The organism is Ensifer sp. CCNWLY38 (assembly GCF_037120565.1).
Taxonomy (GTDB): Bacteria; Pseudomonadota; Alphaproteobacteria; order Rhizobiales; family Rhizobiaceae; genus Ensifer; species Ensifer adhaerens_H.
This window is the reverse complement of sequence record NZ_JBBBBO010000015.1, coordinates 163,931-190,618: the sequence shown is the minus strand read 5'-3', so window position 1 is coordinate 190,618 and position 26,688 is coordinate 163,931. Positions and strand designations below refer to the sequence as shown.

Here is a 26,688-nt window from a genome sequence, read left to right as displayed (position 1 = left end):
GCGTCTCATGAGCCATTCCTTGCGAGTGACAACCCATTGGTATCTATCGCAAGTCGCACTTCATCCTTGAACCCACCCCGGCTACATACAAAGATCACATAAGATAGATTATGGAACTGTCTGATACACCGGAAAACATGGATTGCGGCTGATCCTTGCCTTGCCGCGCTTGACCCGGCCTTTCCAGCCTGCTTAGCGTTCCTGCACCGAAGCACCACTTTCAAGGCCAGATGTGATGAGCGAATTGCGCGTTCTTTCAGATGCTTTCATTCCGGAACTGCCAAACCGCTACAAAGGCAAAGTTCGCGAAAACTATGATCTGCCCGACGGCAATCGCATCATCATCGCCACGGATCGGCTGAGCGCCTTCGACGTCATCCTGACCTCGATCCCGAACAAGGGTCACGTGCTGACCCAGACCGCGCGCTACTGGTTCGAGGAAACCGCCGACATCTGCCCGAACCATGTGGTCAGCTATCCGGACCCCAATGTCGTCATCGGCAAGCGGCTCGACATCCTGCCGGTCGAAGTCGTCGTGCGCGGCTATCTTGCCGGCACCACGAGCACGTCGATCCTGACGAAATATCGCAATGGCGAGCGTGAGATGTACGGCATCACCTTGCCGGATGGCATGCGAGACAACGAGAAGCTGCCGCAGCCGATCGTCACGCCCACCAGCAAGGCGTTCGACGGCGGCCACGACGAGCCGCTCTCGCCCGAAGCGATCCTCGAGCAAGGACTGCTGACGAAAGAGCAGCTGGACACGGTCTGGCAATATGCGCTGGCTCTGTTTGCCCGTGGCCAGCAGCGCGCCGCCGAGCGCGGCCTGATTCTCGTCGATACCAAATACGAATTCGGTACCGATGAAAACGGCACGATCATTCTTGCCGACGAGATCCATACGCCCGACAGCAGCCGTTACTGGATCGCCGACAGCTACCAGCAGAGCTTCGAACGCGGCGAACGCCCGAAGAGCTTCGACAAGGATTTCGTGCGGGCCTGGGTCACGGAGCGCTGCGACCCTTACAAGGATCCGATCCCGGAGATTCCAGTCGATCTCATCGAACAGACTTCGGCGGTCTATATCGAGGCTTTCGAGACAATCACCGGTCAGCGCTTTGCCCCGGACCTTTCGGGCGCGTCGGTTCTGGAGCGTATCCGCACCAATCTCGCGCCCTATTTCCCCAAGTGAATCCGGCATATTAGAATAGAATGCTAATCTGATTTACGCATCACCAGACGCCGGATCGCCGACGTCGAATTCGAGCCGCATCATGTCGTAGGCCGGTTCGATGTGATCGGGCGTTTCGCTCTGAACCGTGTCGTAGTCCAGCGGCACATGCATGTGCGTCAGCACCGCCCGCTTCGGCTGCAGCCTGGCGATCCAGCCGAGCGACTGCACCAGCGACAGATGGCTCGGGTGAAACTTGTACTGCAGCGTATCGATGACCAGGAGATCGAGACCGTCGAGCTTGGCGACGGTTTCGGCGGGAAAGTCGCTGACATCGCTGCAATAGGCGAAATTGCCGATTCGGAACCCGAGCGAATGGATGTTGCCGTGAAACTGCATCAGCGGCAGGAACGGGATCGGCCCGCCGGCGCCGTTGATCACCACAGGCGATAGATCGTCGGGAATGATCCGCGGCTCGACGATCGGTGGGTAACCGCTACCGGGCGGTGATTCCAGGCAATAGCCGAAGCCCTCGCGGATTCGCCCCATCGTATAGGCATCGGCCCAGATCGGCACCCGCCTCCGGTTTTCAATGACATAACCACGCAGATCGTCGATGCCATGCAGATGATCGGCATGGGAATGGGTGTAGAGCACCGCATCGATGTGGCGCACCGCAGCTGCAACCATCTGGGCGCGAAAGTCCGGGCCGGTGTCGATGACGACGGTCGTCTTGCCGCCATCGGGCGCGGTCTGCTCGACCAGCAAAGCGGCGCGCATGCGCCGATTCCTAGGGTTTTCGGGATTGCAGGCGCCCCAGTCACCGGTGATGCGCGGCACGCCCGGCGACGAGCCGCAGCCGAGAATGGTGAAGGCGCGCCGGAACGCCACGTCAGATCCTCGGCATCTTGGAGAAGATGCGGAAAGCGTTTTCCGTGGTGATCGTTGCGATCTTCTCCTTACTCACGCCGATCGTTTCGGCGAGCACGGCCGCCGTGTGGGCAACGTAAGCCGGCTCGTTGCGCTTGCCGCGGAACGGCTTCGGCGCGAGATAAGGCGCGTCGGTCTCGACGATCATCCGGTCGTGCGGCACGGTCTTGGCGATTTCGCGCAGCTCCTCCGATTTCGGGAAGGTCAGGATGCCCGAGAACGAGACGTAGCCGCCGAGCTCGACGCCGATACGCGCGAGGTCAGGGCCGGAGGAAAAGCAGTGCAGAAGGAAAGGGAAGGCCCCCGTCCCGGTTTCCTCGGTCAGGATCGACGCCATGTCCTCGTCGGCCGAGCGGCTGTGAATGACGAGGGGCAATCCTGTCTCGCGCGCTGCGGCGATATGACGACGCAGACCCTCGGCCTGGGCGTCGCGCGGCGCGTTGTCATAGAAGTAATCGAGACCCGCCTCGCCGATCGCCACCACCTTCGGATGCGCCGAAAGCCGAACGAGATCCTCGGTCGTGATGTCCAGTTCTTCATCGGCATTGTGCGGATGCGTGCCGACGGAACAGAAGACGTTCGGATAGGCCTCGGCGATCGCAAGGATCGTCTCGAACCGCTTCACGCGGGTCGAGATCGTGATCATCTGCTCGACGCCCGCCTCATGCGCGCGCGCGATGATGGCGTCGCGCTCGGCTTCGAAATCGGGGAAATCCAGATGGCAATGGGTATCGATCAGCATGCTCAAAGTGCCTTACTGCGCTTCCGGTGCAACGTAGCGCGGGAACACCGGCTTCGGCGCTTCGAGCGGCGTGCCCGAGACGAGACGCCCCGCCTCACCGAGCGCCGCGAAGTCGCGCTTGTCGGCGGGTGCTGCCACCAGGTCGAGCAGCTTTGCCGACGATTCCGGCATGAAGGGCTGCAGCAGGATGGCGATCTGGCGGACGACTTCCGCTGTCACATAGAGCACGGTTCCCATGCGGGCCGGGTCGGTCTTCTTCAGCGCCCAGGGCTCCTGGCCGGCGAAATAGCGGTCCGTCTCGGAGACGACGGCGATGATGGCGGCCAGCGCCCGGTGGATCATCTGCTTGCCCATTTCATCGCGCGTGATCTCGTGCAGCGCATCTGCCGCCGCCAGCATCGCCTTGTCCTCGTCGGTCAAGGTGCCGCAGACCGGGACCTGGCCGTCGCAGTTCTTGACGATCATCGACAGCGAGCGGCTCGCCAGGTTGCCGATGCCGTTGGCGAGATCGGAGTTGATGCGGGTCGCGATCCCCTCCTCGCTGTAGCTGCCGTCCTGACCGAAGGAGACTTCACGCAGGAAGAAGTAGCGGATCTGGTCGAGGCCGAAATGCTCGACGAGGTTGAACGGGTCGACAACGTTGCCGAGCGACTTCGACATCTTCTCGCCCTTGTTGAGCAGGAAGCCATGGGCAAAGACGCGCTTGGGCAGCGGCAGGCCGGCCGACATCAGGAACGCCGGCCAATAGACCGCGTGGAAGCGGATGATGTCCTTGCCGATCACATGAATGTTGGCCGGCCAGAACTTGGCGCGCGGACCCTTGGGATCGTCGAGATAGCCGGTCGCGGTGATGTAGTTGGTGAGCGCATCGACCCAGACGTACATCACGTGCGCCGGGTCGTTCGGGACCTTGATGCCCCAGTCGAAGGTCGTGCGCGAAACCGAGAGATCCTTGAGACCCGATTTCACGAAGGAAATCACTTCGTTGCGGCGCTCGGCGGGACCGATGAAGTCAGGGTTTTCCTCGTAGTGCTTCAGCAGTTTGTCTTGATATTCGGACAGCTTGAAGAAGTAGCTCTGCTCCTCGACCCACTCGACCGGCGTACCCTGCGGGCCGTAGCGGACGCCGTCGGCGCGAAGCTCCGTCTCGTTCTCCTGGTAGTAGGCTTCGTCGCGGACCGAATACCAGCCGGCGTAGGAATCCTTGTAGAGGTCGCCTGCCTCGCCCATGCGGATCCAGATATCCTGCGACGCCTGATGGTGACGCTTTTCGGTCGTGCGGATGAAGTCGTCGTTCGACGCATTCAATAGCACGGCCATCTTCTGGAATTCCGCGGAGTTGCGGTCGGCCAGTTCCTGCGGCGTCACGCCTTCCTTGCGCGCCGTCTGCTGCATTTTCTGGCCGTGCTCGTCGGTGCCGGTCAGGAAGAAGACGTCACGTCCATCAAGGCGCTGGTAGCGCGCCATGGCATCCGTCGCGATCAACTCATAGGCGTGGCCGATATGCGGCCGGCCGTTCGGGTAGGAAATCGCGGTGGTGATGTAGAAAGGGGACGTGTCTCTCATAGGCGGATTCGATCTATCTCGGATTAAGCTACGCACGCTCTTAGCGCATACGCCGCAAGGAAGAAACATGCGATCCATGAAAAGCCCCGCAGGCGAAAGCGGCCGCCGGGGCTGCCAGCCTTGCGCAATCAGCATGCGCGACCTAGAACAAAACAGAAACAAACGGAAGAGGGTGAGTCATGCTGGATCGACTTGGCAGCCAATTTGAAACCGCCTCCGCCGGCTATGCCGGCGCGCACGGGATCGAGCGCGATCCCGACTGGTTCATCCTGAAGATGCAGGAGGAATTGGGGGAGCTAACCCAGATCTGGAACAAGCTCAGCGGCCGCGGCCGGCGCCACGGGATATCAACGGACGAACTCAGGTCCCTGATGGCCGACGAGACCGCCGACCTGCTCGGGCATGTGCTGCTTTTCGCGCACCACCACAAGCTCGATCTGCAGGCGGCAATCGAGCGCAAGTGGCGCTTCCAGGCGGCGCTATAGCGCCGCCTTTATATCGTCGAGCAGCGACAGGATGGTCTGCTTGCGGTCGAGATTATAAGCATCGCTGACGGTCAGCCGCTCGGTCACGGAGGCCGAAAGCCGCGCGAAGCGCTCGGCGCGCACGATGTCTCCCGCAATCGCGGACTGCCGAGCGTCGCGCATGATGCGGTCGCTTGCGAGAGCCTGGAAAAATTCGAAGATCGTTTCGCTGTCCTTGCCCGAGAGCACGTCGGCCAGCTTGTGCATGTCCTTGCGGACCGCTGGGCCCTGCCCCGCGAGGATCCCTTCGAATGTCGCGGCGATCTCCAGCCCACCATAATTGATGAGCTTCAGCGCTTCGGCGACGCTGCCATTGGAGGCCGCGACGATGCGCTCGGCGTTCTCGCCCTCGAGATCGAAACCGAGATGCGCCAGAGCCTGACTGAGCGGCGCGGCGTCAAGTGGCTTCAGCCGCAGCGGCAGGCAGCGCGAACGGATCGTCGGCAGCAATTTTCCAGGCGCATGCGTCAGCACCAGGAAGAGCGAGCGGCGCGGCGGCTCCTCGAGGATCTTCAGGATGGCATTGGCCGCATTGCGGTTGAGGTCGTCGGCCGGGTCGATGATGACGATGCGCCAGTTGCCGGTACCGGACGTCTGGCTGAAGAACTTGCCGGCGCGCCGGACCTCGTCAACGGTGATCGCGCCCTTCGCCCTGCCGGTCTTCTCATCGATCGGGCGGCTCAGGTGCAAGAGATTGTGCGAGGCGCCCGAGGCGAGCTGCCGCCCGATGGCCGAAGCCGGATCGGGATCGGAAATCGCTTCAGGCGCTTCCGCAGGTTCCGGATGTTTCAGGATGTGATGCGCAAAGCGAAAGGCAAGCGTCGCCTTACCAATCCCCTCCGGCCCTTCGATCAGGATCGCGTGGTGTCCCTTGCCGGACCGATAGCTCTGCGCCAGGAAGTTTTCCGCCTGTTCGTGGCCGAACAGTCGATTGTTCTCGGCGGGCGCGATGGCGCCATCCAGGACGCCGCCTCTTTCCGCGCTCATGACACGACTTCCTCGGCCGACGCGCCGGTGCCGTCGCCGTGCGGCAGGAGGGCCTCGACGAGGGAAAGTACTTCTGCGGCGATGGCCTCGACAGGCTGCGTCGCGTCGACGATCCGGCATCGCTCGGAATCGCGCCTGGCGATATCGAGAAAGGCGTCCCGCCGTTTCTCGTGCGTCTCCAACTGCTCCTTCTCGAAACGATCAGGATTGTCGTCCCCGGCACGGCGTTGCGCCCGCTCGAGGCCGATGCTCGCCGGCAGATCGAAAATCACGGTCCGATCCGGCACGACGCCGTTGATCGCCACACGCTCCAGACTTTCGACGAAGCTTTGCTCCAGGTTGCCGGTGATGCCCTGATAGACGCGCGAGGAATCCATGAAACGGTCGCACAGCACGATCGTACCCTTGTCGAGCGCCGGCCGGATGACCTCTTCGACATGATCGCTGCGGGCCGCTGCAAAGAGGATCGCCTCCATCCTGACCCCGAAGGCCTCCGCGGCTCCCGAAAGCAGCACGTGGCGCACCGCTTCGGCGCCGGCCGAACCGCCAGGCTCGCGTGTCGTCAACACCTCGTAGCCGCGCGCACGCAGGGATTCGGCGAGAAGACGGAGCTGCGTCGACTTGCCGGCGCCCTCCCCGCCTTCGAATGTTACGAACAGACCTTTTTTCAGCGACACCATGCGTTCCCATATCGGCATGCGACCCAGGTCACGATGCTTTCAGGTCGATTCGACCTGAAAGCATCGTGACCTGTTCTAGCTAGAGCGGAATGCGGGCGGAAAACCGCGCACACTTTTCCTCATTCCGCTCTGGCCCTGTTTAGCCGATTGGTCCGCGGTGTGAAACCGTCAGGTGGCGATGAATTGGCGGGAACCGCCCTCACCGCAACCAGCTGCGGCTAAATCCAGAAGAACAGCAGTTCCTGCAGCGCATCGAGAGCGCGACTGGTCAGCGTGCCCTGCCCAACGGCGCTGGCTGTCTTGACCGGCACTTCGCGCAGCAGCTTGTCGCCGTTCCACAATTTGACAACACCGACTTCCGTCCCCGCCGTCACCGGCGCCCGCAACGGCCACTTGTAGACGATCCGCGCCGTCAGCCGTTCCGGATTGTCGACCGGGAGCAGCACGTCGACCGGGCCGCCGGCGACCAAGGCGACATGGGCGGCATCGCCACCATAGACGGCCGCGTCGCCAATCGCCTCCCCGTCGGCAAAGATCCGCTTCTTCTCGAAGGCGGTCATTGCCCAATCGAGCACCTTGCGGCTCTCCTCGATGCGCTCCTTGTCGGTTTCGAGACCGCCCATGGCGAGATAGACCCGGCGGTCGCCGCGCTGCAGCGAAGCGGCCAGGGAGAAACCGAAGCCTTCGGCAAAACCGGTCGCCAGGCCGTCCACGCCTATGTTGGCCGAGATCAGCGGGTTCTTGTTGCGTTGCAGAATCTTGTTCCATTCGAACTCCGGCTGCGAATAGAGCCTGTAGAGATCCGGATGTGCCTCATGGAGGTGCCGAACGAGCGTTACCAGTTCGCTCATAGTGATCTGGTTGCCGGGATCCGGAAGCCCCGTGGCATTGCGGAAAGTCGCAACCGGCATGCCAAGCTCGCGCGCGCGCGCCGTCATGCGCTCGGCAAAGGCGCCCTCACTACCGGTCATGCCTTCGGCAAGGATGATGCAGGCATCGTTGGCAAGCTGGACCGCGACGCCCTGCAGGAGATCGGCGACGCGGATGCGGGATTTCAATGCGGCAAACATCGTCGAGGTGCCGGCGGGCGCACCGCCGGTGCGCCAGGCGTGCTCGGAGACGTCGAAGGTGGTTTCGGCGGAAAGCTCGCCCTTGCCGAGTGCCTCGGCCACGACCTCCATCGTCATCAATTTGGCGAGCGATGCAGGCGGTATCGGTTGGTTTTCGGCGCGGGAAAAAAGCACGGTGCCGGTTTCGGCATCGACAAGCAGGATCTGCTTTGCCTTGGTGTCGAAAGTGGGCGCCGGTGTCTGCGCGAATACGGCGCCTGTAAACAGCGCAACGCCGAAAAACACTGCCGAGAACATCTTCATGCGCATGGGAAACTCCGGTTTCCCCTTGGGCATAGCAGCGAGGTCATTTTGGCACAACGCCGCCTGCGGTTATCGGACAGAACCGCTTGCTTTCTGGCGCTTGGCGTAATCGACAATCACTTGGGGGGTAAGCTGCTTCCGGTCGACCATAATCGCTTCAAACGGCGATTCGGCGTCGCTGACGCGGACTTCGACGTAAGCTGCAGCATACGCCATGTTGCCGTCGGGCATCGGGATGAACTCGGGCCGCTCACGCGGGATCGGGCCGATTTCCGGCAGCATCACGAACTCGTTCAGCGATTGCGGCTGGGCGGACTGCGGGACGGGGGCTGCGAGCGCCGTCACCGGTTCGCCAACATCGAGCGAGGCCTTTGCGGGGACGGTGATGGTGCCAAGGGTCTGATTGCGGAACGGCTCGTTGGAGGCGACCATTACGCCGGTCGCGATCTGGCCTTCCGGCATCACGCTCGGGCCACGTTCGCCCTTCTGAACGTAGGACGCCATCAGATAGGGCATGTCGTTGCCTTCAAGCGGCGCGCGGCCGACATACTGCACGCGCACCTGCGCGCTGCCCTTGCGCTTGATGTCGAGCATGTCAGCCGTCTTCGAGGAGACGTCGATGATGCGGCCGAATTCATAGGGGCCGCGATCGTTGACGCGCACGATGACCGACGTACCGTTTTCCATATTCGTGACGCGCGCGTAGCTCGGCAGCGGGAACGTCGGATGGGCGGCCGACAGATGCGCCTTGTCGTAAACTTCGCCATTGGCGGTCAGCCGGCCGTGGAAAGCCGAGCCGTACCAGGAAGCCGTACCGGTCTTGTTGTAACCGAAGTCTTCCTTCGGCTGGTACCACTTGCCCTTGACCTGATAGGCCTTGCCGACCTGAAAGCGTCCGCCGCCCTTGGGAATATTGTTGCCGGTGGCAACACGCGGGCTCGCCTTTACGCCATAGACGGATTCGGGAAAGTATTCCTTGCTACGAGCAGTTTTCTTGACGCTCGATGTCGATCCGCAGGCTGCGAGTGTCACGCACAGCATCGGGACCGCCGCAAGGCGCAGTCCCTTGACCAGATATGCCGCATTTTTACTGGAGGTCATCTGTCCCACAACATCGATCGAATAGCCGTACTCGAAACCTTCCGCTCATGCCCCCAGCGGAAATCTCGGCGTCCCGAAACGGAACAGTCGATTAAACATGACAGCAACAAGGCGAAAATGCGAACTCATCCACAGATCAGCGCCGGATTTCATGCGCTATGGTTTACAGACGGTTACCAGCGGAGCATGCCCGCGCGCTCCAGTCTGGCCATCGAGAAAATCTTTCGGCGACGCATGTTAAATCTTGCAAAGCGACAGGGCTTCGCGCAATAACGCCCTGCCCGGTCAGCAGTTGACTGCGATTTCAGGCAAGGACAGGTGGCCGAGTGGTTTAAGGCTCTGGTCTTGAAAACCAGCGTACGGGAAACCGTACCGTGGGTTCGAATCCCACCCTGTCCGCCATTTCCCCAAGGAATATCGTCCGACCGATGGACCGCCATTCCTGACGATGCTTCGCTTCAATGAGCATAGGTCCGCGGGCGTCAGCGCCGTCTGGTTCGCCTCGAGCAGATGACGCTCAGCGCTCTCCGCGCCCTTCACTCAAGCCGCGTGTCAGAGGCTGAACGGATCACGCGCTGAGCGCTTCTCGCTCGGAGCGTTGAACGGATCGGCCTTCTTCTCCTTGGACTTGCGACCCTCGTCGGCGATGATCTCATCCACGGCCCGCTGGCATTTCAGGAGTTCTTCCGCCGCCGGGCCGGTGCCGCGCAGACTGAGGTTTGCGACAACGCGATCGTCAAAGGCGATCGCCAACGTCCTTTTGCGCACGAACCCCGTCAGGAATTCCGCATCGGTGACGTTCACGAAGAGGAACTTGCCGCTCTCGTCGCCGGCGGCGGTCGCCGCCGCACTCCACGGATCGCTCTTGTCGAAGCGGAACGTCAGGTCATAGTCCTTGCCGACCTCCAGCGACTTCCAGTCGTCGCTGGCGAAACTCATGTAGAGCGGTGATTCGGAGCCCTTGGGGTAGAATCCCAGACGCAATATGACCCCGCCCTCGAACATCGACGTGATGAAACACGAGCCTTCCATCGACGTGTCGGAAGCAACGGTCCAGCCGCCGACTTCCTTCCATTTGATGATCTCGGCCTCCTCAGCCACGGCCGGTCCCGTGGCCATCAGACAGCTCACAAATCCGAACAGCAATCTACGCATGCAAATCCCCCGTTTGCCCGCATTTTGAAAGGTCGCCGCGTTACTGTCGAGGGTGGGTGAGCCGCACCCACGCAAAATCCTAGGAATATTCACCTCTCCCCGCGGACCGACGCTCACGCCAAAGATCACATGGCGAAGGGATCTTTCGACGACTTGGTCTGGCCGCCGCCAGCAAAGGGGTCATTGTTTGGCGCATTCCCGCCGGCGCCCGCAAAGGGATCGGCGGCCGCCCCCTGCCCGCCGTTTGGCATCAACGCAATCACCGCCTCCTGGCATTTGAACATCTCGCTGACGGCCTTCATCGAATCGCGCAGGCTGAGGCTCGCCACGACGCGTCCTTCGAACGCCAGCGCCAGCGTGTTCTTGCGCACGAATTCGGTGAAGAAGTCGGTGTTGGAGAAGTTGACGACCAGAGCCTTCGAGCCCGTGAGGTCCAGGCCGAACGCGACAGCCGGCCACTGGCGGCCACGGTCGAGCTGCAAGGCGACGTCATACTCCCGCTGCGGCTCGATCGATTTCCAGTCGGCGTTGCCGATCGAAAGAAACGCCAGGTTCGCCGATCCTCTCGGGTAGAAGCCGATTCGAAGGATCATTCCGCCGTCGTAGCTCGTCGCCGCATAGCACGAGCCGCCCAAGGACGGATCCGAGCCCACCGTCCAGGCATTGACCTCCTTCCAGATATTCGAACGCCCTTCTTCAGCAGAGGCCGCCCCCGCCGCCACCAACAGACAGAGAACCGCCAACGACAATCTATGCATGCAACCACCCTACTTTCCCCGCAAAGTTATCGTTTTTTTACAACCTGTCGAGACGGTGCGGCATCTTCACAACACGGATTTTTGCACGCCAGCAGCGAGGCCGCGACTTGGCGCAACCGAAGCGATTGCGGCGCGGAGGGCGCGTCAGGGCTTTGCCGCGGCGTGCCCTGGCGCAAAACGGCCACAGCCTGCACTCAAAGAGCTGTTGAACACATGACAGTGATCGCCAAGCTTGCTGGACTTCGGAACGAAAGCGCGGTTCACATCGTTAACCGCCCCGTAGTCCCACCCTTGCATCAAAGTGGACGATCACCGTGCTTGCCGCCCTGCTTCTCGCTTCGATAGTCGCATCGCCCAATATGCCTGACGTCAAGCTCAGCGCCGCCACGGTGGACGAACTTCAGACCGATTTCGAGAGCGCCGTGCCGTGCCATCAAATTGATGGACGCAACGTGTGGAAGGGTGCGATCGCGTTCTACATCCAGTCTTTCATCTATGACGGCGACACGCCGGTCGCGACCGATGCGGCGGATGCCGTACTTCCGGAAGACAACAGCGCCGAGACGGTGAAGGAATTCGAAGACGCCTGCGCCGCCACGCAGCCGGCCTAGCCTCTTTGCACGAAACGCTCGCGATTCGTTCGAATCGCAGTGACGTCGCGCAATGCGCTACGCCGCCGCCCTCCTTTTGGGCGCGATCATCGCCCAAACCCGCTCTGCTCCCGTAAAAGTGACCAATCGACACGCACAGACGCGCCAATTGTCTGAATTCACGGAATTTTAGGCACTTGCGGAACACATATGGAACAGATAGTGTCTGTTCTTGATTTGTTTCACGCCTCTGGGAGCGACGTGCCATGCTGACCCGCAAGCAACAGGAATTGCTTCTCTTCATTCACGAACGCATGAAGGAGTCAGGCGTCCCACCATCATTCGATGAAATGAAGGATGCGCTCGACCTGGCGTCGAAGTCCGGCATTCACCGCCTGATCACGGCACTCGAAGAACGCGGGTTCATTCGCCGTCTGCCGAACCGGGCTCGCGCGCTTGAGGTCATCAAGCTTCCGGAGGCTTACGCATCCAGCCAGCAGCAGCCTCGCCGCGGCTTCTCGCCCAGCGTGATCGAAGGCAGCCTCGGCAAGGCGCCGGCGGTAGCCCCTGCCGCACCGCCGAAGCCCGCGCCAGTGGCCGACAACACATCGGTTTCCGTGCCGGTCATGGGCCGCATCGCTGCCGGTGTGCCGATCTCGGCCATCCAGAACAACACGCACGACATTACCGTTCCGCTCGACATGATCGGCAATGGCGAACACTATGCTCTCGAAGTTAAGGGCGACTCGATGATCGAAGCCGGCATCTTCGACGGCGACACGGTGATCATCCGCAATGCCAATACGGCCAATCCCGGCGATATCATCGTGGCGCTCGTGGATGATGAGGAAGCGACGCTTAAGCGCTTCCGGCGCAAGGGCGCATCGATCGCGCTCGAAGCCGCGAACCCTGCCTACGAAACAAGGATTTTCGGGCCCGATCGGGTGAAGATCCAGGGCAAGCTCGTCGGGCTGATCCGCCGCTACCACTGATTCCGAGGGAAACCTGGCATCCGACAGAGCCTCGCCACCGCTTGCGGTGGCGAGGCTCTGTTAATTGAAGGCGACCTGAAGGCGCGCCTCTTATTCGTGGATGGTGTATTCGCCGAGTTCGCAGAGATCCTGCATGTCTTCGGTCGTATCGAGGCCGGAGCCTTCTTCGAACTCGAAGCGCATGTCGTACTTGCAGACCTCCCGGCCGTCGGCGATGGTGATCTCCATGTCTTCCCCGGGGTTCAGCACCTGCCGGCCGAAAACATCGTCTTCCCACTCATTGACGCCCACAGGCGACGTATAGAAGTTCGTCAGCACTGCGTTTGTGTTGTTCTTCAGCTTGAAAACCAGGTCCTCTGCCTGCGCCTCGAACGTGGTCGCAGCGAAGAGGGCCAAGGCCGTCAGGACAAGTTTCGTCTTCATATATGCCATTGCCTCCGTTTTGATGATGACGGACGCTACCGATGCGGCTGATGTCAGCGGAGTCATCGTTCCCCCTCTACCGATTTCACCGAAGCGATAAGATCCAACGTATAGCTAATGGATGTGGCTTGCGCGGGCGTGGGCAGGCAACCACACAATCGCCCTGCCCTAAGGCAGAACGTCTATTCACACTAAAATGAGGTGAGAGTTATTGGAGGCCTCGCCCGGAATTGAACCGGGGTACAAGGATTTGCAGTCCTCTGCGTCACCACTCCGCCACGAGGCCTCACAGCTCGGATAACCGAGCGTTGGCGCGGATTTAGAATGATTGCAGAAAAACCGCAAGAGGCATTTTCCGAAAAACGCGCCGTCGATTTGTAAGACGGATACTTTCCACAGAGCGATCGCGAACCTCCGCCGATCGCATCTGGGTGGCCTCAGCACCAGGGCGTCGCGTGTCCCGTCCACGGCCGGACCAGCCCCTCGGTGACCAGCACGCGCCCGATAGACTGGTCGCCGCGGGTGACCAACCGCAGCTTTTCACCGGCCTTGGCATCCTGACGACCGCTCGCCGTTTCCAGCCTGAAGTCACCCGCATTCAACAATTCGCGCAGGCGTTGCTTGGCATAGAAGCCGCGCGAACGTTCCTTGTCGCAGCTTGCCTGGCGAATACGCGGCGCATCGACGTCTGCCACGCGGATCGTTTCGCCGTGGTACAGAAAGGTGGCGCCGTCGATCACGCAGTTGTCGTTGCGAATCCCGCAGAAGTAAAACTGGTCCGCGCGAATGGATGCCGTCTTCACTTCCTCGTTCGGCCGCACCACAGGTGTCGGCGCGTTGGTGCCGAGGTCGACGGACGGCACCGGAGCGGCAAGGGCAACTCTTGTCACCAGATTCGGTTTCTGCTTCTCCGCCTGTTGCGCGGGACGCTCGTCCGATTTCTGCGCGACGCGAACGGGCTTCGGCTTCGATTCGTGGCGCGACGTGAACGCCACCACGTCCGATACCACCGGCCAATGTTTCAGTTCGGCGCGATGATCGTAAGCGACCACGCCGCCGACAGTGAGTGCGGCGGCCAGATACCACGGCGCCATACCGCCTTGTTTTCCCCTGCTCCGACCGGAATTCCGGCTTCGACGTTTCGTAGTGGCTTTGGCCATGCGTCCCCATCCTGATTCGCGACCGCATTATGCGTTTGATGGGTTGCCGAAAAGTTTTCGGCGGCCTCCCTCAACAAAGGGTTCAGCCGCTTCACTGAGGATCAATCGGCAGGGAATCGAAGCAGAGGCATCCGGGACGGATGCGTTGACCGAAAAGCGCGCAATAGCTCCGGTTCAAGAGCCGTTCGAAGAATTGGCTCGTCCGCGCCAGCGCGCCCACCAGACAGCCAGGCGACGCCGGCGACGGCGGACGGAGGGGATATCGTGCGAAAGGACGATGAGGCCCAGAGGTATCATCCAGAAGCCGAGCACCGGCAGAAAGCCGAGAAAACCAAAAAACACCAGGAGCGAGCCCAGCAGGATACGTAGCAGTGGCGATTCCGGCAGCGTGATGCGCCACTTCCCGAGCACGATCTGACGCGTCTGCGGATCAATCCCGAAATGCTTCTGCTTCCTGTTTTTATTCATCATTCCCTATCCGACATCTTTTCCCACAATTGGGGACTTCTCCACAGCCTCGCAACCGAACTTGTCATTTTTTTTGAAAAAACCGCTTGGCAAATCGGAAAAGCATGCGTATTAGCAGCCTCACTTCTGAAGCGCACAGCGAAACAGCGGCGCGGATGATCCCTGGTAGCTCAGCGGTAGAGCATTCGACTGTTAATCGACAGGTCGCCGGTTCGAATCCGGCCCGGGGAGCCAGTTTCGAAAAGAGCCATTTGCAGAAAATGCAAATGGCTCTTTTTCATTTTGCGCCTAATTTCTCCCGGTGATCAATCCCAGTCCTAGACGGTACCTATGACAACGAGGGCTCCCATCATCGTCTGGTTCCGCAAGGACCTGCGCCTTGGCGACAACAGGGCCTTTGCGGCTGCGGCCGATGAGGCTGCCGTCATTCCACTCTATATCCGGGAGCCGGACGAAAGCGGCAACGGTCCGCTGGGCACGGCACAGCAATGGTGGCTGCACCATTCGCTGGAAGCGTTGGAGGCTCGACTGGGCCGGCTCGGCTCGCGACTCATTCTCCGCTCCGGCGACCCGTTGGACGTCCTCAGCGAGGTGTCGCGCCGATCGGGAGCGAAGCGCGTCCATTGGAATCGCCGCTACGACTCGTGCGGCATCGCCACCGATATTGCCCTGAAGAAAGCACTCGCGGCTCAGGGCATCGCGGCCGAGAGCTTTGCCGGGCAATTGCTGCACGAGCCCATGCGCTTGCTGACGACGACCGGTGGGCCCTATCGCGTGTTCACGCCATTCTGGCGCGCGCTCGAAGAGAAGGTTGAGCCGGCTCCGCCGATCGACGGGCCGCAAAAGATCGCAACGCCGGAAAGCTGGCCCCCGTCAGAACAGCTTGATGCGTGGTCGCTTCTGCCAACGAAACCGAACTGGGCCGCGACATTCAGCGAGATATGGACGCCAGGGGAAAAAGGCGCGACCGCTCGCCTCGACGAATTTATCGACGAGAAACTTGCGGACTATAAAGTGCGCCGGGATCGTCCAGAGGCTGACGGCACATCCCTGCTCTCTCCTCACCTCGCCTTCGGAGAAATCTCGCCGGCGCAGGTCTGGCACGCGACGCAGGGAATCGAGACCGATGGCGGTGAAGGTGTTGCCACCTTTCGCAAGGAGATCGCCTGGCGCGAATTCTCCTACCATCTGTTGTTTCACTATCCCGAACTCCCGCGTCGCAATCTCGATCGCCGGTTCGATCGTTTCCGTTGGCTGGACCATGACGACGATTTTTCCCGCTGGTGCAAGGGTTTGACCGGTTTCCCAATCGTGGACGCCGGCATGCGGCAGCTCTGGCGGCATGGCTACATGCACAATCGCGTGCGCATGATCGCCGCCTCGTTCCTCATCAAGGACCTGCTGATCGACTGGCGGAAAGGCGAGCAATGGTTTCGCGACACCCTCGTGGATGCGGATCCGGCCAACAACGCCGCAAGCTGGCAATGGGTCGCGGGATCGGGCGCGGATGCGGCGCCGTTCTTCCGAATTTTCAATCCTGTTCTCCAAGGCGAAAAGTTCGACCCGGACGGAGCCTATGTGAAGCGCTTCGTCCCGGAGCTCGATCGGCTGGAGCCACGCTACATCCATCGCCCCTTTGCGGCTCCGGCTGCCGTGCTTTCGGGCGCCGGCATCGAGCTTGGCGCAACCTATCCAAAGCCGATCGTTGACCACGCCCTGGCGCGGGATCGGGCGCTTGCAGCGTTCCGCGAGATCACAAGCGCGCCGAGAGAACCGTAACGGTACAGGCCCCCGGTAGAAATCCATGGTTGGCGTCTCGGGCGATTGCCGCTAGGCTCACCTCACGGATGCAACAGCTGAGGGGGTGGTGTATGCGTGAGCTGGAAGCAAGTCTTGCCGCGTTCAACGGCGCACAGGAGCTTTCCGCCGGCAATCTCTCGATGGTCCTGCGGGATTTCCCATTGAAGGCACGCATGGTGCTCAGCGCGCTCGTGCCTCTTCAGGCCGGGACATTGATGCTCACGGTGCCGGATGGCCGCAAACTGGTGATCAGGGGCAAGAGAGCGGGCCCAAGCGCGATCCTCACCTTGAACAACTGGAACCTGCCGCAACGCGCCATGACAGGCGGCACGATCGGAGCGGCCGAAAGCTATATCGATGGCGACTGGGACAGTCCCGATGTCGGCGCTTTTCTCGAGCTCTTCCTCGTCAATGCCGAGATCGGCAAGCACTTCCCGAACCGGGCGCGCGGCCTGCTTCACCTCGTCGAAAAAATCCTGCATTGGCGCAACGCCAACACGAAGTCCGGCGCGCGCCGCAACATCTCCGCTCACTACGACCTCGGCAACGCCTTCTATAGCGAATGGCTGGATCCGAGCATGACCTATTCGTCCGCACTCTACGCCACCGGTGCCAACGACCTTCGCTCCGCGCAGGCGGCCAAATATCGCGCACTGGCGGAAGCCACCAACCTGCGCGCCGGCGACCACGTGCTGGAGATCGGCTGCGGCTGGGGAGGCTTTGCGGAATTTGCGGCGAGCGAGATCGGCTGCAAGGTGACCGGGTTGACGATCAGCCGCGAGCAACTGGCCTTCGCCCGCGAACGCATCCACCGGGCCGGCCTTGCCGACCGCGTCGAACTGAAATTCCAGGACTACCGCGAGGAAAAAGGCACCTATGATCGCATCGTCTCGATCGAAATGTTCGAGGCGGTCGGCGAAAAATTCTGGGCGACCTATTTCTCGCAGCTCAAGCAATGCCTGAAGCCCGGCGGCAAGGCCGGCCTGCAGATCATCACCATCAAGCCCGAAGCCTATGAGGAGTACCGCTCCAATCCGGACTTCATCCAGAAATACGTTTTCCCGGGCGGAATGCTGCCGACGCGCGAACATCTCATCGACCTTGGCCGCCATGTCGGCCTGCGCATGATCAACGATTTCGGCTTCGGCGTCGATTACGCCCGGACACTCGGCGAATGGCGCGAGCGCTTCTGGTCGGTCTGGAACAGGATCGAGCCGTTGGGCTTCGACTTGCGCTTCAAGCGGCTGTGGGAGTTCTATTTCTACTACTGCGAAGCCGGCTTTCGCGCCCGCAACATCGACGTCCGGCAGATCGTCTTCGAATAGGAACGCGCATGGCGCGTCTTTACCGCGTCACGCGTAGCGCTTAAGAGGCGGTCGTTCCAATTCTCTTTTGAAGGTTCCGCATGCGCCTTGCATGGTTTTTCCTCGCGCTCGCCATCGCGACCGAAGTGGTGGGTCTGACGGTGATGAAGGCAGCCTCTTCGAGCGGCTCTTATCTCGGCCACATCGTCATGTATGTCTCGATCGCGCTTTCCTACGTCTTCCTGGCCAAGGCCGTGAAGACGATCTCCGTCGGCGTCGCCTATGCGATATGGGAAGGTTCAGGCGTCGCGATCATCACGCTGGTTTCCGTCTTCGTCTTCGGCCATGTGTTGACCGGACGCGAAATGCTGGGGCTTTCGATGGCGATCGTCGGCATATTGCTCGTCAATGCCGGCGAGCGCCATGACGAGGACGAAGCCGCGGTGGAAGGAGCAGCCAATGAGCGCGCCTAGCATCTACTTCGCCTTGGCCGTGATGGCAGGCATCCTCGATGTCGCCGCCAACCTCGCCTCGACGAAATCGGAAGGGTTTGCCCGACGCGGCTGGGGCGCCCTCTCCATCCTGCTGGTGCTTGCTGCCTTCGCGCTGCTTGCCGAGGCCATCAAGGGCATGGAACTCGCTATCGCCTATGCCGTGCTTGGCGCGACCGGCATCTTCGGAACGGCCATCTGCGGACGGCTGCTCTTCGGACAGAAACTGAAGCCGATCGGCTGGGTCGGGCTCGCCCTCATCTTCGGCGCCGTGCTGGTGCTTCACACGGCCTGACGCCGACGCTCGCCGGAGCCGGCGTGCTTTTTCGCTTCTCTTGCCTCGGCCACGACACCCGTCAGCCGCCTGATAAGAGCGAAATAGAGGCTATAGGGCAGCAGACGCATCAGCTTCACCGCATAGGTGAAATGCCGCGGGAAGGTGATTTCGAAGCGCCTGGACTTCAAACCCGCGACGATGCGATCCGCCGCCTGTTCGGAGTTGACGAGAGCCGGGCGCGGAAAGCGGATCCGCGCGGTGCCGGGCGTATCCACAAAGCCGGGGCAGATGATCTGCAGGCGGATGCCGATCCGATCGAGATCAAACTTCAGGCTTTCGGCCATATTGATCAGCGCAGCCTTGGAGGCGCCGTAGGCGGCGCTGGTGGGCAACCCGCCATAGCCGGCGACGGAAGACACGATGGCGATGTGGCCAAAGCCCTGCGCCTTCATATGCGCCACCGCCGGCAGCAGGCAGTTGACCACCCCATTGAGATTGACTGCGAAACTCTTCTCAAAGGCTTCCCGGTGGAGATCATCGCCTCGCACCGGGACGGCCACTCCGGCATTGAGTATCACCAATGACAGGTGGCCATGATCATATTCGATCGCAGCCAACACCCGCTCCATGTCCTTTGGGTCGGTCACGTCGCCGTCGAGAACCGTGATCCTTCCGTCATTCGCCGCCTCATGCTGCAGGACCACCAGCTTCTCGTGACTTCTGGCGGTGACGACCACCGAATAGCCTTCACGCACCAATTTGAGCGCCAGCGCCCGCCCGATACCCGCGCTCGCGCCGGTAACCCAAGCCAGTTTATGTTCGGATTTCGCAGACTGAATACTCATCACTCACTCCTCGGCACGCGCCGGGAAACACGCACTCATCTCCTTGTGGGCGAAAAAGACTTGCCCGGCCCTTCATCACGGCAACGCTCCTTGCCGCTGAGCCCCACATGCCTTGGAGACGATTTTTGTTCGGGACAGAGCGGCGGCGAAACGCTATTTCTTGCCTGAAGTGCAGGCTGAGCCGAAAACACGCCAACATTTCGGCGGTCCGGGATCGTTGCTGATTTTCCTCAGCCGCCGTTCGTATTTCACTGGTACGTGTCGCCCTGCCCCGGCGCCTGTCCTCAAACACGAGGTTCTGAAAATGGCCATTCTACCGTCCGTTCTCGAAGCGATCGGCAACACACCCTTGATTCGGCTGAAGGCCGTGTCGGAGGCCACTGGCTGCGACATCCTCGGCAAGGCCGAGTTCCTCAATCCGGGGCAATCGGTGAAAGACCGCGCCGCACTCTGGATCATTCGGCAGGCGGAACGGAGCGGACAGTTGCGCCCCGGCGGCGTCATCGTCGAAGGCACGGCCGGCAACACCGGCATCGGGCTGGCGCTCGTCGGCCAGGCACTCGGCTATCGCACCGTCATCGTCATTCCGGAAACCCAGAGCCAGGAAAAGAAGGACGCCTTGCGGCTGCTTGGCGCCGAGCTCGTCGAAGTGCCGGCCGTTCCCTACAAGAACCCCAACAACTACGTGAAGATCTCCGGCCGGCTTGCCGAGCAACTGGCGAAGACCGAGCCGAACGGCGCCATCTGGGCCAACCAGTTCGACAATGTCGCCAACCGCGACGCGCATGTGGAAACCACGGCGCCGGAGATCTGGCGCGACACGGACGGCAAGGTCGATGGCTTCATCTGCGCCGTCGGCTCCGGCGGCACGCTCGCCGGCGTTGCACAGGGGCTGAAGGCGAAGAACCCGGCGATCAAGATCGGCCTTGCGGATCCGCAAGGGGCGGCACTCTACAACTTCTATACCAACGGCGAACTGAAGTCCGAGGGAAGCTCCATCACCGAGGGCATCGGCCAGGGCCGCATCACCGCCAATCTCGAGGGCTTCACGCCGGATTTCTCCTACCAGATTCCCGATTCGGAAGCGGTCCCCTATGTCTTCGACCTGATCGAGCGCGAAGGCATCTGCGTCGGCGGTTCGACGGGCATCAACATCGCCGGTGCGGTTCGTCTCGCCAGGGAGCTCGGTCCGGGACATACGATCGTGACGATCCTCTGCGACTATGGTAACCGCTATCAGTCGAAGCTCTTCAACCCGGACTTCCTGGCCTCCAAGGGACTGCCTGTGCCGACCTGGTTGAAGACGTCTTCGCACATTGCAGTGCCATACGAATCAGTTGGATAGGAATGCGATGACCAGGACCGTGACCGCCCTTTTCCGAGACGATTTCTACCTCTCGACCTGCGAAGCAAGCGTCACCGGAATTCTGGAAGATGGCGGGATCGAACTGGATCAAACCTGCTTCTACGCAACCTCCGGCGGCCAGCCCGGCGACACCGGCTTTCTGGAGCGGGCCGATGGCAGCCGGATCGACATCGCGGTCGCCCGTCACGGCGAAACAAAGGACATCATCGTCCATGTGCCGGCCGAAGGGCAGCCGGTACCCGCTGTTGGCGAGAAACTCGTTCTGCATATCGACTGGCCCCGCCGCTATCGCCTGATGCGAATGCACACCGCCTGCCATCTGCTCTCGGTCGTCTGCCCCTTCCCGATCACCGGAGCCTCGGTCGGCGAAGACGAGAGCCGTGTCGATTTCGACATGAGCGAGACGATCGACAGGGACGAAGTCACCACGGCGCTGATGAAGCTCGTCGAAGAAAACCATCCTGTCTACGTCCAGTGGATCACCGACGACGAACTCGCCGCCAATCCCGGCATCGTCAAATCGAAGAATGTGCGCCCGCCTGTCGGCCTTGGGCGCGTCAGCCTTGTCTGCATCGGCGAAAATTCGGCAGTGGATAGCCAGCCCTGCGGCGGTACGCATGTGTCGGAAACGCAGGAAGTCGGCGTAATCCACATCGCCAAGATCGAGAAAAAGGGTAAGGAGAACCGTCGGTTCCGTATCCGCTTCGGCATGTCCGAAGATCGCGCATCAGTTTGAGTAGGGAGTTGCGACTGTGACCAACAACAAAAGCGCCTTTGTCGTATCGGCCGATTGGCTGCAGGAGCGCCTCGGCGATCCCTCGATCCGGATCCTCGACGCCGCCTGGTATCTGCCGGCCCAGAATCGCAATCCGAAGGCGGAATACGATGCCGGGCATATTCCCGGCGCCGTCTTCTTCGATCAGGACGTTATTGCCGACCACACGAGTGGCCTGCCCCACACCCTGCCCTCGCCGGAAGCCTTTGCCTCGGCGGTTGGTGCGCTGGGCATCAGCGAAAACGACACGATCGTCGTCTATGACGGGCCCGGCATCATGACCGCTCCGCGCGTCTGGTGGATGCTGCGCATCATGGGCGCCAAGACCGTCTACGTGCTCGACGGCGGCATGGACGGCTGGAACAAGGAGGGGCGCCCCGTCACCACCGAGGTACCCTCACCGAAGCCGGCGACGTTCAACGTCAATTTCACCCCGGCGGCCGTGACCTCGTTCGCGCGGATGACGGAAATCGTTGCCGACGGCTCGATCCAGATCGCCGATGCCCGCGGCGCCGGACGTTTCTATGGCGAGGAGCCAGAGCCGCGTGCCGGCATGCGCTCTGGCCATATGCCCGGCGCACACAGCCTTCCCTCCGGCACTTTCTCGGAGAACGGAAAATTCAAGGATCTCGCGACGCTTCGCCAGGTCTTCGCCGACGCCGGCGTCGATCTTTCCAAGCCCGTCGTTACGACCTGTGGCTCGGGCGTCACCGCCGCGATCATCACGCTGGCGCTGCAATCGCTCGGCCACACGGACAACACGCTCTATGACGGTTCCTGGTCGGAGTGGGGTGGCCGCGCAGACACGACGATCGTAACCGGTCGAGAGTGACATCATGCGCTCGCCGAAGCTCGCCTCCCTGACAGCACACGTAACCGAACTCGAGATGACGGCGCCGCCGAAGCAGAGCCTGCCGATGCCCGTCAATATCCAGACCGCCATCCTGCGCGTCTCCGACATTCCGCTCAGCTATTATCGCTTCTTGTACCTGCGTGTCGGCCGCCGCTGGCACTGGACCGAGCGGCTGCGGATGAACGACGAGGAACTCGCTGCCGTGCTCGGCGACAAGCGCACGAGTGTCACGGTGCTCTATGTCAACGGCGCGCCGGCCGGTTTCTTCGAGCTGCACCAGGGCGAGGACGACGTCGTCGAGCTTGTCCATTTCGGGCTGATGGAACATGCGCTCGGCCTTGGCCTCGGCAAGTGGTTCCTGCTCCAGACGCTGTTTGCCGCCTGGGCGCTGAACCCGAGCAAGCTGACGGTAACGACCAACAATCTGGATCACCCCCGCGCACTCCAGCTTTACCAGCAATTCGGCTTCTCGCCAGTCGCCACCCGTGAGACCACGGTCGAGCCTCTGACCGACGACGAACTGCTGACCCTGGCGAAAAATCTCTGACGTATCTCGCCCGGCAAGTTCCGGGTGTCGAATGGATCGCGACCGGTGCAATCTCCTGATCGAACAATCAAACCGATCAAGGAGATGCGCCATGACGTTGCGCTACATACCGATGTCCGACGACGAAGCGCGGCGGATCCGCGAGGGCGGGCCGGATGCCTATGGCAACCGGCCGGAGCGAGAGATTTCCGATGGTGACGGCGTGCCCTGCCGGCACTGCCTGCGCAATGTCGGAGCCGGCGAGCCCTATCTGATCTTCGCCCTGCGGCCGTTTTCGTCGTTGCAGCCCTATGCGGAGACCGGCCCTGTGTTCATGCATGCCGAGGAATGTCCGGCGCATGACGGCGATACGCTTCCGCCGATCTTGGCTTCGAGTGTCAGTTATCTGCTGCGCGGTTATGGCGAGAACGAACGGATCGTCTACGGGACCGGCGGTGTCGTTCCGACGGAGCAGTTGCAGGCGCGGGCGGAAGAACTGCTGGCCCGACCGGACGTTTCCTCCGTGCATGTGCGTTCGGCCAAGAACAATTGTTACCAGTGCCGGATCGAGCTGACCTGACCACCAAATTCGGCCCGGCATTGATGCCGGGCCGAAAGCATCATTCCGTCAGGCGACGCTCAGCACCGCCTCGGGCGCAAAGGCATCATAACCGAGCGCTTCGGCGACCGGCGCGTTGGTGACGCGTCCGCGATGAACGTTGAGGCCGGCACGCAGGTGCCGGTCCTCGGCAATCGCCTTCAGGCCCTTATCCGCGAGCTGCAGGCCGTAGTGCAGCGTGGCGTTGTTGAGCGCATGCGCCGACGTCACCGGCACGGCGCCCGGCATGTTCGCCACGCAATAGTGCACGATGCCATCGACCTCGTAGGTCGGGTCGGAATGCGTCGTCGCGTGGGACGTCTCGAAGCAGCCGCCCTGGTCGATGGCGACGTCAACGATGACGGCCCCCTTCTTCATGCCGGTCAGCATTTCGCGGGTCACGAGCTTCGGCGCCGCAGCACCCGGGATGAGCACCGCCCCGATCACCAGATCGGCGGAGAAGACTTCCTCTTCCAGTGCGTCGATGGTCGAGTAGCGTGTGTGCACGCGGCCGGCGAAGAGATCGTCGAGTTGGCGCAGGCGCGGGATCGAGCGATCGATAATGGAGACGTCGGCGCCAAGCCCGGCCGCCATGCGCGCCGCATGCAGGCCGACGACGCCACCGCCGATGACGGCCACCTTCGCCGGCAGCACACCCGGCACGCCGCCGAGCAGAATACCGCGGCCACCGTTGGCCTTCTGCAGCGACGTCGCGCCCGCCTGGATGGCCAGGCGTCCGGCAACCTCGGACATCGGCGCAAGCAGCGGCAGACCGCCGCGATCGTCGGTGACGGTTTCATAGGCAATCGCCGTGACGCCGGAATTGAGCAGACCCTTGGTCTGTTCCGGATCGGGCGCAAGATGCAGATAGGTGTAGAGAATCTGGCCTTCGCGGAGTTGCACCCATTCGGAGGGCTGCGGCTCCTTGACCTTGACGATCATGTCCGACTTTTCGAACACGTCCTTTGCCGTCGCGACAATCTTCGCGCCAGCGGCACGGTAAGCATCGTCATCCGCGCCGATCCCTGCCCCGGCCTTGGTTTCCACGATCACCTCGTGGCCATGGGCAACATATTCACGCACCGAGCCGGGCGTCAGGCCGACTCTATATTCATGGTTTTTGATTTCCTTCGGGCAACCGACACGCATCCTCGCGTTCCTCTCCTGTTATGGGCTTTTCGCCACTTTTGACGAGGCACTCAGCAAAACACGCCATGAATCGAATGTCCTTGCAAAGACGAAACCCGGGGCGCATTGATTTCGAAGAAGATTGCGTGAAGTGACGCATGATTGGGGGAAAACACGAATGAGTGAACTCGATGCCATCGATCATGCGATTCTGCGCATTCTCCAGCAGAACGGCCGCATCTCGAATGCCGACCTCGCGGCGAAGGCCGGTCTCTCTCCGTCCGCCTGTTCGCGACGAGTCGATATCCTGGAAAAATCAGGAACGATCGCCGGCTATCATGCCCGCATCGCCCATAAGGCGCTCGACTACCAGATCATGGTGATCGTCCATATTTCGCTGTCGGGCCAGTTCGCCAAGACGCTCGCCGAGTTCGAAGCGGCGGTAAAGCTCTGTCCGAACGTACTCGTCTGCTACCTGATGTCAGGCGAGTACGACTACATCCTGAGGGTCGCCGCCAAGGACCTTCAGGACTACGAGCGCATCCACCGCGACTGGCTCTCGGCGCTACCCCATGTGGTCAAGATCAATTCCAGCTTCTCGCTACGGGAAGTGATCGACCGGCCGAATGTCGGCATTTGAGGGAATCAACGCGGCCTAGCGGCCGACGACGCAGTTGCGGCCCCGCCCCTTGGCGGCGTAGAGCCGAAGATCTGCCTCCGACAGCAGGTTCTCGATCGCCGCCCCGTCGTCCGGCGTCGACGATAGACCGATGCTTGCGGTCACCGGCCGTCCGTCCGGGGTCGAGACGCGATCCGACACGGCAACGCGAATCTCGTCCGCGCGCCGCAAAGCATCGCCATGGGCCATTGCCGGGCAAAGGATCACGAATTCCTCGCCACCATATCGAAACAGTCGGTCGACCGGACGCAGCTTCGACTTCACCGTCTCGACCAGCCGCTGCAAGACGCGGTCGCCCTCCTGGTGGCCGAAGCGGTCGTTGACGCCCTTGAAATGGTCGACGTCGATGATCATCAGCGTCACGGCCGCATTGTCGCCGCTCGCCGCGCGCAGCATTGCCGGCGCCTCGATCTCGAACCGGCTGCGATCGAGCGAACCCGTCAGCGTATCCTGCCCGGACCGGGACAGCAGGTCCTCGTAGCGTTCGCGGAACGTCAATGTGTTGAAGATATCGCCCAGCGGCCGGTCCGACATCGCCAGGAACGGATGGCGCGAGGCATTGAGATAAAGTCCGATTGCGATGGCATAGAAGGGTGCTGCCAGCATCTTCGCCATCCAGCCGCCCCAGAAGACCTCGGAGGGTGCACCGTTCCACCAGCGAAGTGCCGCATAGAAGGCAGCCTGATCGAATGTCAGCACGACGACGCCGCAGATGAGAAATCGGAGCGTCACGAAGCGCCGCAACCACCTGCCTAGCCGCTCGTAAAGCAGAATGATCATCAGCGAATCGAAATAGAGGATCGTCGTGCCCCAGACCATCAGCCAGCCCATCTCGTCGATGAAGGCGAGGTCGGCGGACCGCTCCGCCACGATCGCTACGGTGTCGTGCTGGCGCAGCAGAAGGCTGAGCGCGACCGTCAGGAAATTGCCGGCGAGCAAGCCGTAGATCGGCTGGCGAACGGTTGCCGCGTCTTCCTTCACATAGAGCAGCAGGATCATCATCAGCTTGCCGGAGAAAAGGACAGCAGAGCCTGGCGAGATCACGCCGAACGGCAGTTGCACATAGAAGACTGCGGCGAGATAGGTCTCGATGAAGTGCATCACCCCGAGTGCGGCGACGAAGACGCCAAGCCCCAAGCGGGCGCGAAGATGCAGCAGCCCGATCATCGCCGTAACGTAGACCAGCGCCTCGCCGACGAAGAGAAGAAGGTTGGCGTTTGGCATGTGCTTGAAAAGGTTCCGTTTCCCGAAGCAGGGTTAAACAGGAAGTTTGAAGAAAACTTTAGCGGAAACTGCGGTTGCCGACCTGCAGAATGCGAAAATCTGCCGCTTTCGGAAATGTCGCCTTTCCGGCATAGTCGCCGCCAACCCACCGTGGTTCGCGCATCTGCGAACAAAACTCCGGATTGCACTCGTCTCGGAAAAA

Annotated in this window: 29 protein-coding genes and 3 tRNA genes; 16 read left to right on the top strand and 16 right to left on the bottom strand. The window is 61.5% G+C overall.

Annotated elements, in window-relative coordinates:
• Positions 1-244 precede the first annotated feature (244 nt).
• Entirely contained in the window at positions 245-1,192 is a 948-nt protein-coding gene (locus V7S54_RS28110) for a phosphoribosylaminoimidazolesuccinocarboxamide synthase (RefSeq protein WP_336409426.1), read from the top strand.
• Positions 1,193-1,225: 33 nt separating this feature from the next.
• On the opposite strand, the gene V7S54_RS28105 is transcribed toward V7S54_RS28110, so the two are convergent.
• The 3 genes from V7S54_RS28105 to metG are packed head-to-tail and all read right to left on the bottom strand — an operon-like array spanning position 1,226 to position 4,409.
• Positions 1,226-2,062 carry an MBL fold metallo-hydrolase gene (locus V7S54_RS28105; protein ID WP_065373679.1) on the bottom strand — a complete coding sequence of 279 codons (837 nt, stop codon included), beginning with the start codon at positions 2,060-2,062 and terminating at the stop codon, positions 1,226-1,228.
• A gap of 1 nt (position 2,063) precedes the next feature.
• The gene (locus V7S54_RS28100; RefSeq protein WP_065373680.1) at positions 2,064-2,843 is read right to left on the bottom strand and encodes a TatD family hydrolase; all 780 of its coding nucleotides are present in this window, start codon (positions 2,841-2,843) and stop codon (positions 2,064-2,066) included.
• 12 nt (positions 2,844-2,855) lie between these two features.
• A complete protein-coding gene (gene metG / locus V7S54_RS28095) occupies positions 2,856-4,409 on the bottom strand; it encodes a methionine--tRNA ligase (protein ID WP_065373681.1) in 1,554 nt (517 codons plus the stop codon).
• A 179-nt stretch (positions 4,410-4,588) separates the two neighbouring features.
• Between metG and V7S54_RS28090 the strand changes: the two genes are divergently transcribed.
• On the top strand, positions 4,589-4,894 hold the full coding sequence (locus tag V7S54_RS28090) for a pyrophosphatase (protein ID WP_065373682.1): 306 nt from the start codon (positions 4,589-4,591) through the stop codon (positions 4,892-4,894).
• Here V7S54_RS28090 and V7S54_RS28085 read toward each other — a convergent pair.
• From V7S54_RS28085 to V7S54_RS28070, 4 genes are all read right to left on the bottom strand, one after another.
• Positions 4,889-5,920: a DNA polymerase III subunit delta' gene (locus tag V7S54_RS28085; RefSeq protein WP_065373683.1), complete on the bottom strand. Its 1,032-nt coding sequence runs from the start codon at positions 5,918-5,920 to the stop codon at positions 4,889-4,891. The genes V7S54_RS28090 and V7S54_RS28085 overlap by 6 nt on opposite strands.
• Entirely contained in the window at positions 5,917-6,597 is a 681-nt protein-coding gene (tmk, locus tag V7S54_RS28080; protein WP_419178156.1) for a dTMP kinase, read from the bottom strand. The genes V7S54_RS28085 and tmk overlap by 4 nt, the downstream gene beginning before the upstream one ends.
• 221 nt (positions 6,598-6,818) lie before the next feature.
• On the bottom strand, positions 6,819-7,979 hold the full coding sequence (locus V7S54_RS28075) for a D-alanyl-D-alanine carboxypeptidase family protein (RefSeq protein ID WP_065373684.1): 1,161 nt from the start codon (positions 7,977-7,979) through the stop codon (positions 6,819-6,821).
• 63 nt (positions 7,980-8,042) lie between these two features.
• On the bottom strand, positions 8,043-9,074 hold the full coding sequence (locus tag V7S54_RS28070) for a septal ring lytic transglycosylase RlpA family protein (RefSeq protein WP_065373685.1): 1,032 nt from the start codon (positions 9,072-9,074) through the stop codon (positions 8,043-8,045).
• 312 nt (positions 9,075-9,386) lie between these two features.
• Here V7S54_RS28070 and V7S54_RS28065 point away from each other — a divergent pair.
• Positions 9,387-9,476, top strand: a tRNA-Ser gene (locus V7S54_RS28065).
• Between the two features lie 150 nt (positions 9,477-9,626).
• Here V7S54_RS28065 and V7S54_RS28060 read toward each other — a convergent pair.
• Together V7S54_RS28060 and V7S54_RS28055 are read right to left on the bottom strand one after the other, a co-directional pair.
• Positions 9,627-10,193, bottom strand: a complete 567-nt coding sequence (locus V7S54_RS28060; protein ID WP_083203545.1) for a hypothetical protein — start codon at positions 10,191-10,193, stop codon at positions 9,627-9,629.
• A gap of 161 nt (positions 10,194-10,354) precedes the next feature.
• Positions 10,355-10,987, bottom strand: a complete 633-nt coding sequence (locus tag V7S54_RS28055) for a hypothetical protein (RefSeq protein ID WP_141679344.1) — start codon at positions 10,985-10,987, stop codon at positions 10,355-10,357.
• 314 nt (positions 10,988-11,301) lie between these two features.
• Here V7S54_RS28055 and V7S54_RS28050 point away from each other — a divergent pair, with 314 nt between their 5' ends.
• Both V7S54_RS28050 and lexA read left to right on the top strand, forming a co-directional pair.
• Complete coding sequence (locus V7S54_RS28050; RefSeq protein ID WP_141679345.1) at positions 11,302-11,598, top strand: hypothetical protein; 297 nt, start codon at positions 11,302-11,304, stop codon at positions 11,596-11,598.
• A gap of 245 nt (positions 11,599-11,843) precedes the next feature.
• Positions 11,844-12,569 (top strand): transcriptional repressor LexA, encoded by a 726-nt coding sequence (lexA, locus tag V7S54_RS28045; RefSeq protein WP_065373688.1) that lies wholly within the window; start codon positions 11,844-11,846, stop codon positions 12,567-12,569.
• A gap of 90 nt (positions 12,570-12,659) precedes the next feature.
• Here the strand turns inward: lexA and V7S54_RS28040 are convergent, their stop codons facing one another.
• From V7S54_RS28040 to V7S54_RS28025, 4 genes are all read right to left on the bottom strand, one after another.
• Entirely contained in the window at positions 12,660-12,992 is a 333-nt protein-coding gene (locus V7S54_RS28040) for a hypothetical protein (RefSeq protein ID WP_065373759.1), read from the bottom strand.
• Between the two features lie 212 nt (positions 12,993-13,204).
• Positions 13,205-13,278: transfer RNA gene (locus V7S54_RS28035), tRNA-Cys, on the bottom strand.
• Between the two features lie 151 nt (positions 13,279-13,429).
• The gene (locus tag V7S54_RS28030; protein ID WP_065373689.1) at positions 13,430-14,152 is read right to left on the bottom strand and encodes a thermonuclease family protein; all 723 of its coding nucleotides are present in this window, start codon (positions 14,150-14,152) and stop codon (positions 13,430-13,432) included.
• A gap of 174 nt (positions 14,153-14,326) precedes the next feature.
• Positions 14,327-14,620 carry a hypothetical protein gene (locus V7S54_RS28025; RefSeq protein ID WP_065373760.1) on the bottom strand — a complete coding sequence of 98 codons (294 nt, stop codon included), beginning with the start codon at positions 14,618-14,620 and terminating at the stop codon, positions 14,327-14,329.
• A 159-nt stretch (positions 14,621-14,779) separates the two neighbouring features.
• On the opposite strand from V7S54_RS28025, the gene V7S54_RS28020 reads away from it, so the two are divergent.
• The 5 genes from V7S54_RS28020 to V7S54_RS28000 all read left to right on the top strand — a co-directional run bounded on the left by V7S54_RS28020 (position 14,780) and on the right by V7S54_RS28000 (position 18,510).
• Positions 14,780-14,854 (top strand) — tRNA-Asn (locus V7S54_RS28020).
• Positions 14,855-14,950: 96 nt separating this feature from the next.
• Entirely contained in the window at positions 14,951-16,399 is a 1,449-nt protein-coding gene (locus tag V7S54_RS28015) for a cryptochrome/photolyase family protein (protein WP_065373690.1), read from the top strand.
• A 92-nt stretch (positions 16,400-16,491) separates the two neighbouring features.
• A complete protein-coding gene (locus tag V7S54_RS28010; protein ID WP_141679346.1) occupies positions 16,492-17,745 on the top strand; it encodes an SAM-dependent methyltransferase in 1,254 nt (417 codons plus the stop codon).
• 80 nt (positions 17,746-17,825) lie between these two features.
• Positions 17,826-18,197, top strand: a complete 372-nt coding sequence (locus V7S54_RS28005; RefSeq protein ID WP_057255994.1) for an SMR family transporter — start codon at positions 17,826-17,828, stop codon at positions 18,195-18,197.
• Positions 18,184-18,510, top strand: a complete 327-nt coding sequence (locus V7S54_RS28000) for an SMR family transporter (RefSeq protein ID WP_065373692.1) — start codon at positions 18,184-18,186, stop codon at positions 18,508-18,510. Before V7S54_RS28005 ends, V7S54_RS28000 begins: the two co-directional genes overlap by 14 nt.
• Here V7S54_RS28000 and V7S54_RS27995 read toward each other — a convergent pair.
• Positions 18,498-19,337, bottom strand: coding sequence for an SDR family NAD(P)-dependent oxidoreductase (locus V7S54_RS27995; protein WP_083203547.1), 840 nt, complete (start codon positions 19,335-19,337; stop codon positions 18,498-18,500). The two genes, V7S54_RS28000 and V7S54_RS27995, sit on opposite strands and share 13 nt — an antisense overlap.
• Before the next feature lie 304 nt (positions 19,338-19,641).
• Here V7S54_RS27995 and V7S54_RS27990 point away from each other — a divergent pair, with 304 nt between their 5' ends.
• From V7S54_RS27990 to V7S54_RS27970, 5 genes are all read left to right on the top strand, one after another.
• Positions 19,642-20,682, top strand: coding sequence for a cysteine synthase A (locus V7S54_RS27990; RefSeq protein WP_057255987.1), 1,041 nt, complete (start codon positions 19,642-19,644; stop codon positions 20,680-20,682).
• 7 nt (positions 20,683-20,689) lie between these two features.
• The gene (locus V7S54_RS27985; RefSeq protein ID WP_336409422.1) at positions 20,690-21,439 is read left to right on the top strand and encodes an alanyl-tRNA editing protein; all 750 of its coding nucleotides are present in this window, start codon (positions 20,690-20,692) and stop codon (positions 21,437-21,439) included.
• Positions 21,440-21,455: 16 nt separating this feature from the next.
• Positions 21,456-22,310 carry a 3-mercaptopyruvate sulfurtransferase gene (gene sseA, locus V7S54_RS27980; RefSeq protein ID WP_065373695.1) on the top strand — a complete coding sequence of 285 codons (855 nt, stop codon included), beginning with the start codon at positions 21,456-21,458 and terminating at the stop codon, positions 22,308-22,310.
• Positions 22,311-22,314: 4 nt separating this feature from the next.
• Entirely contained in the window at positions 22,315-22,878 is a 564-nt protein-coding gene (locus V7S54_RS27975; RefSeq protein WP_058322480.1) for a GNAT family N-acetyltransferase, read from the top strand.
• Between the two features lie 91 nt (positions 22,879-22,969).
• Positions 22,970-23,437, top strand: coding sequence for a DUF1203 domain-containing protein (locus tag V7S54_RS27970; protein ID WP_065373696.1), 468 nt, complete (start codon positions 22,970-22,972; stop codon positions 23,435-23,437).
• 48 nt (positions 23,438-23,485) lie between these two features.
• Here V7S54_RS27970 and ald read toward each other — a convergent pair whose 3' ends face one another.
• Positions 23,486-24,604, bottom strand: coding sequence for an alanine dehydrogenase (ald, locus tag V7S54_RS27965; RefSeq protein ID WP_065373697.1), 1,119 nt, complete (start codon positions 24,602-24,604; stop codon positions 23,486-23,488).
• Positions 24,605-24,761: 157 nt separating this feature from the next.
• On the opposite strand from ald, the gene V7S54_RS27960 reads away from it, so the two are divergent.
• Positions 24,762-25,223, top strand: coding sequence for an Lrp/AsnC family transcriptional regulator (locus V7S54_RS27960; protein WP_065373698.1), 462 nt, complete (start codon positions 24,762-24,764; stop codon positions 25,221-25,223).
• A 15-nt stretch (positions 25,224-25,238) separates the two neighbouring features.
• On the opposite strand, the gene V7S54_RS27955 is transcribed toward V7S54_RS27960, so the two are convergent.
• Entirely contained in the window at positions 25,239-26,486 is a 1,248-nt protein-coding gene (locus tag V7S54_RS27955) for a GGDEF domain-containing protein (RefSeq protein WP_065373699.1), read from the bottom strand.
• Between the last annotated feature and the right edge of the window lie 202 nt (positions 26,487-26,688).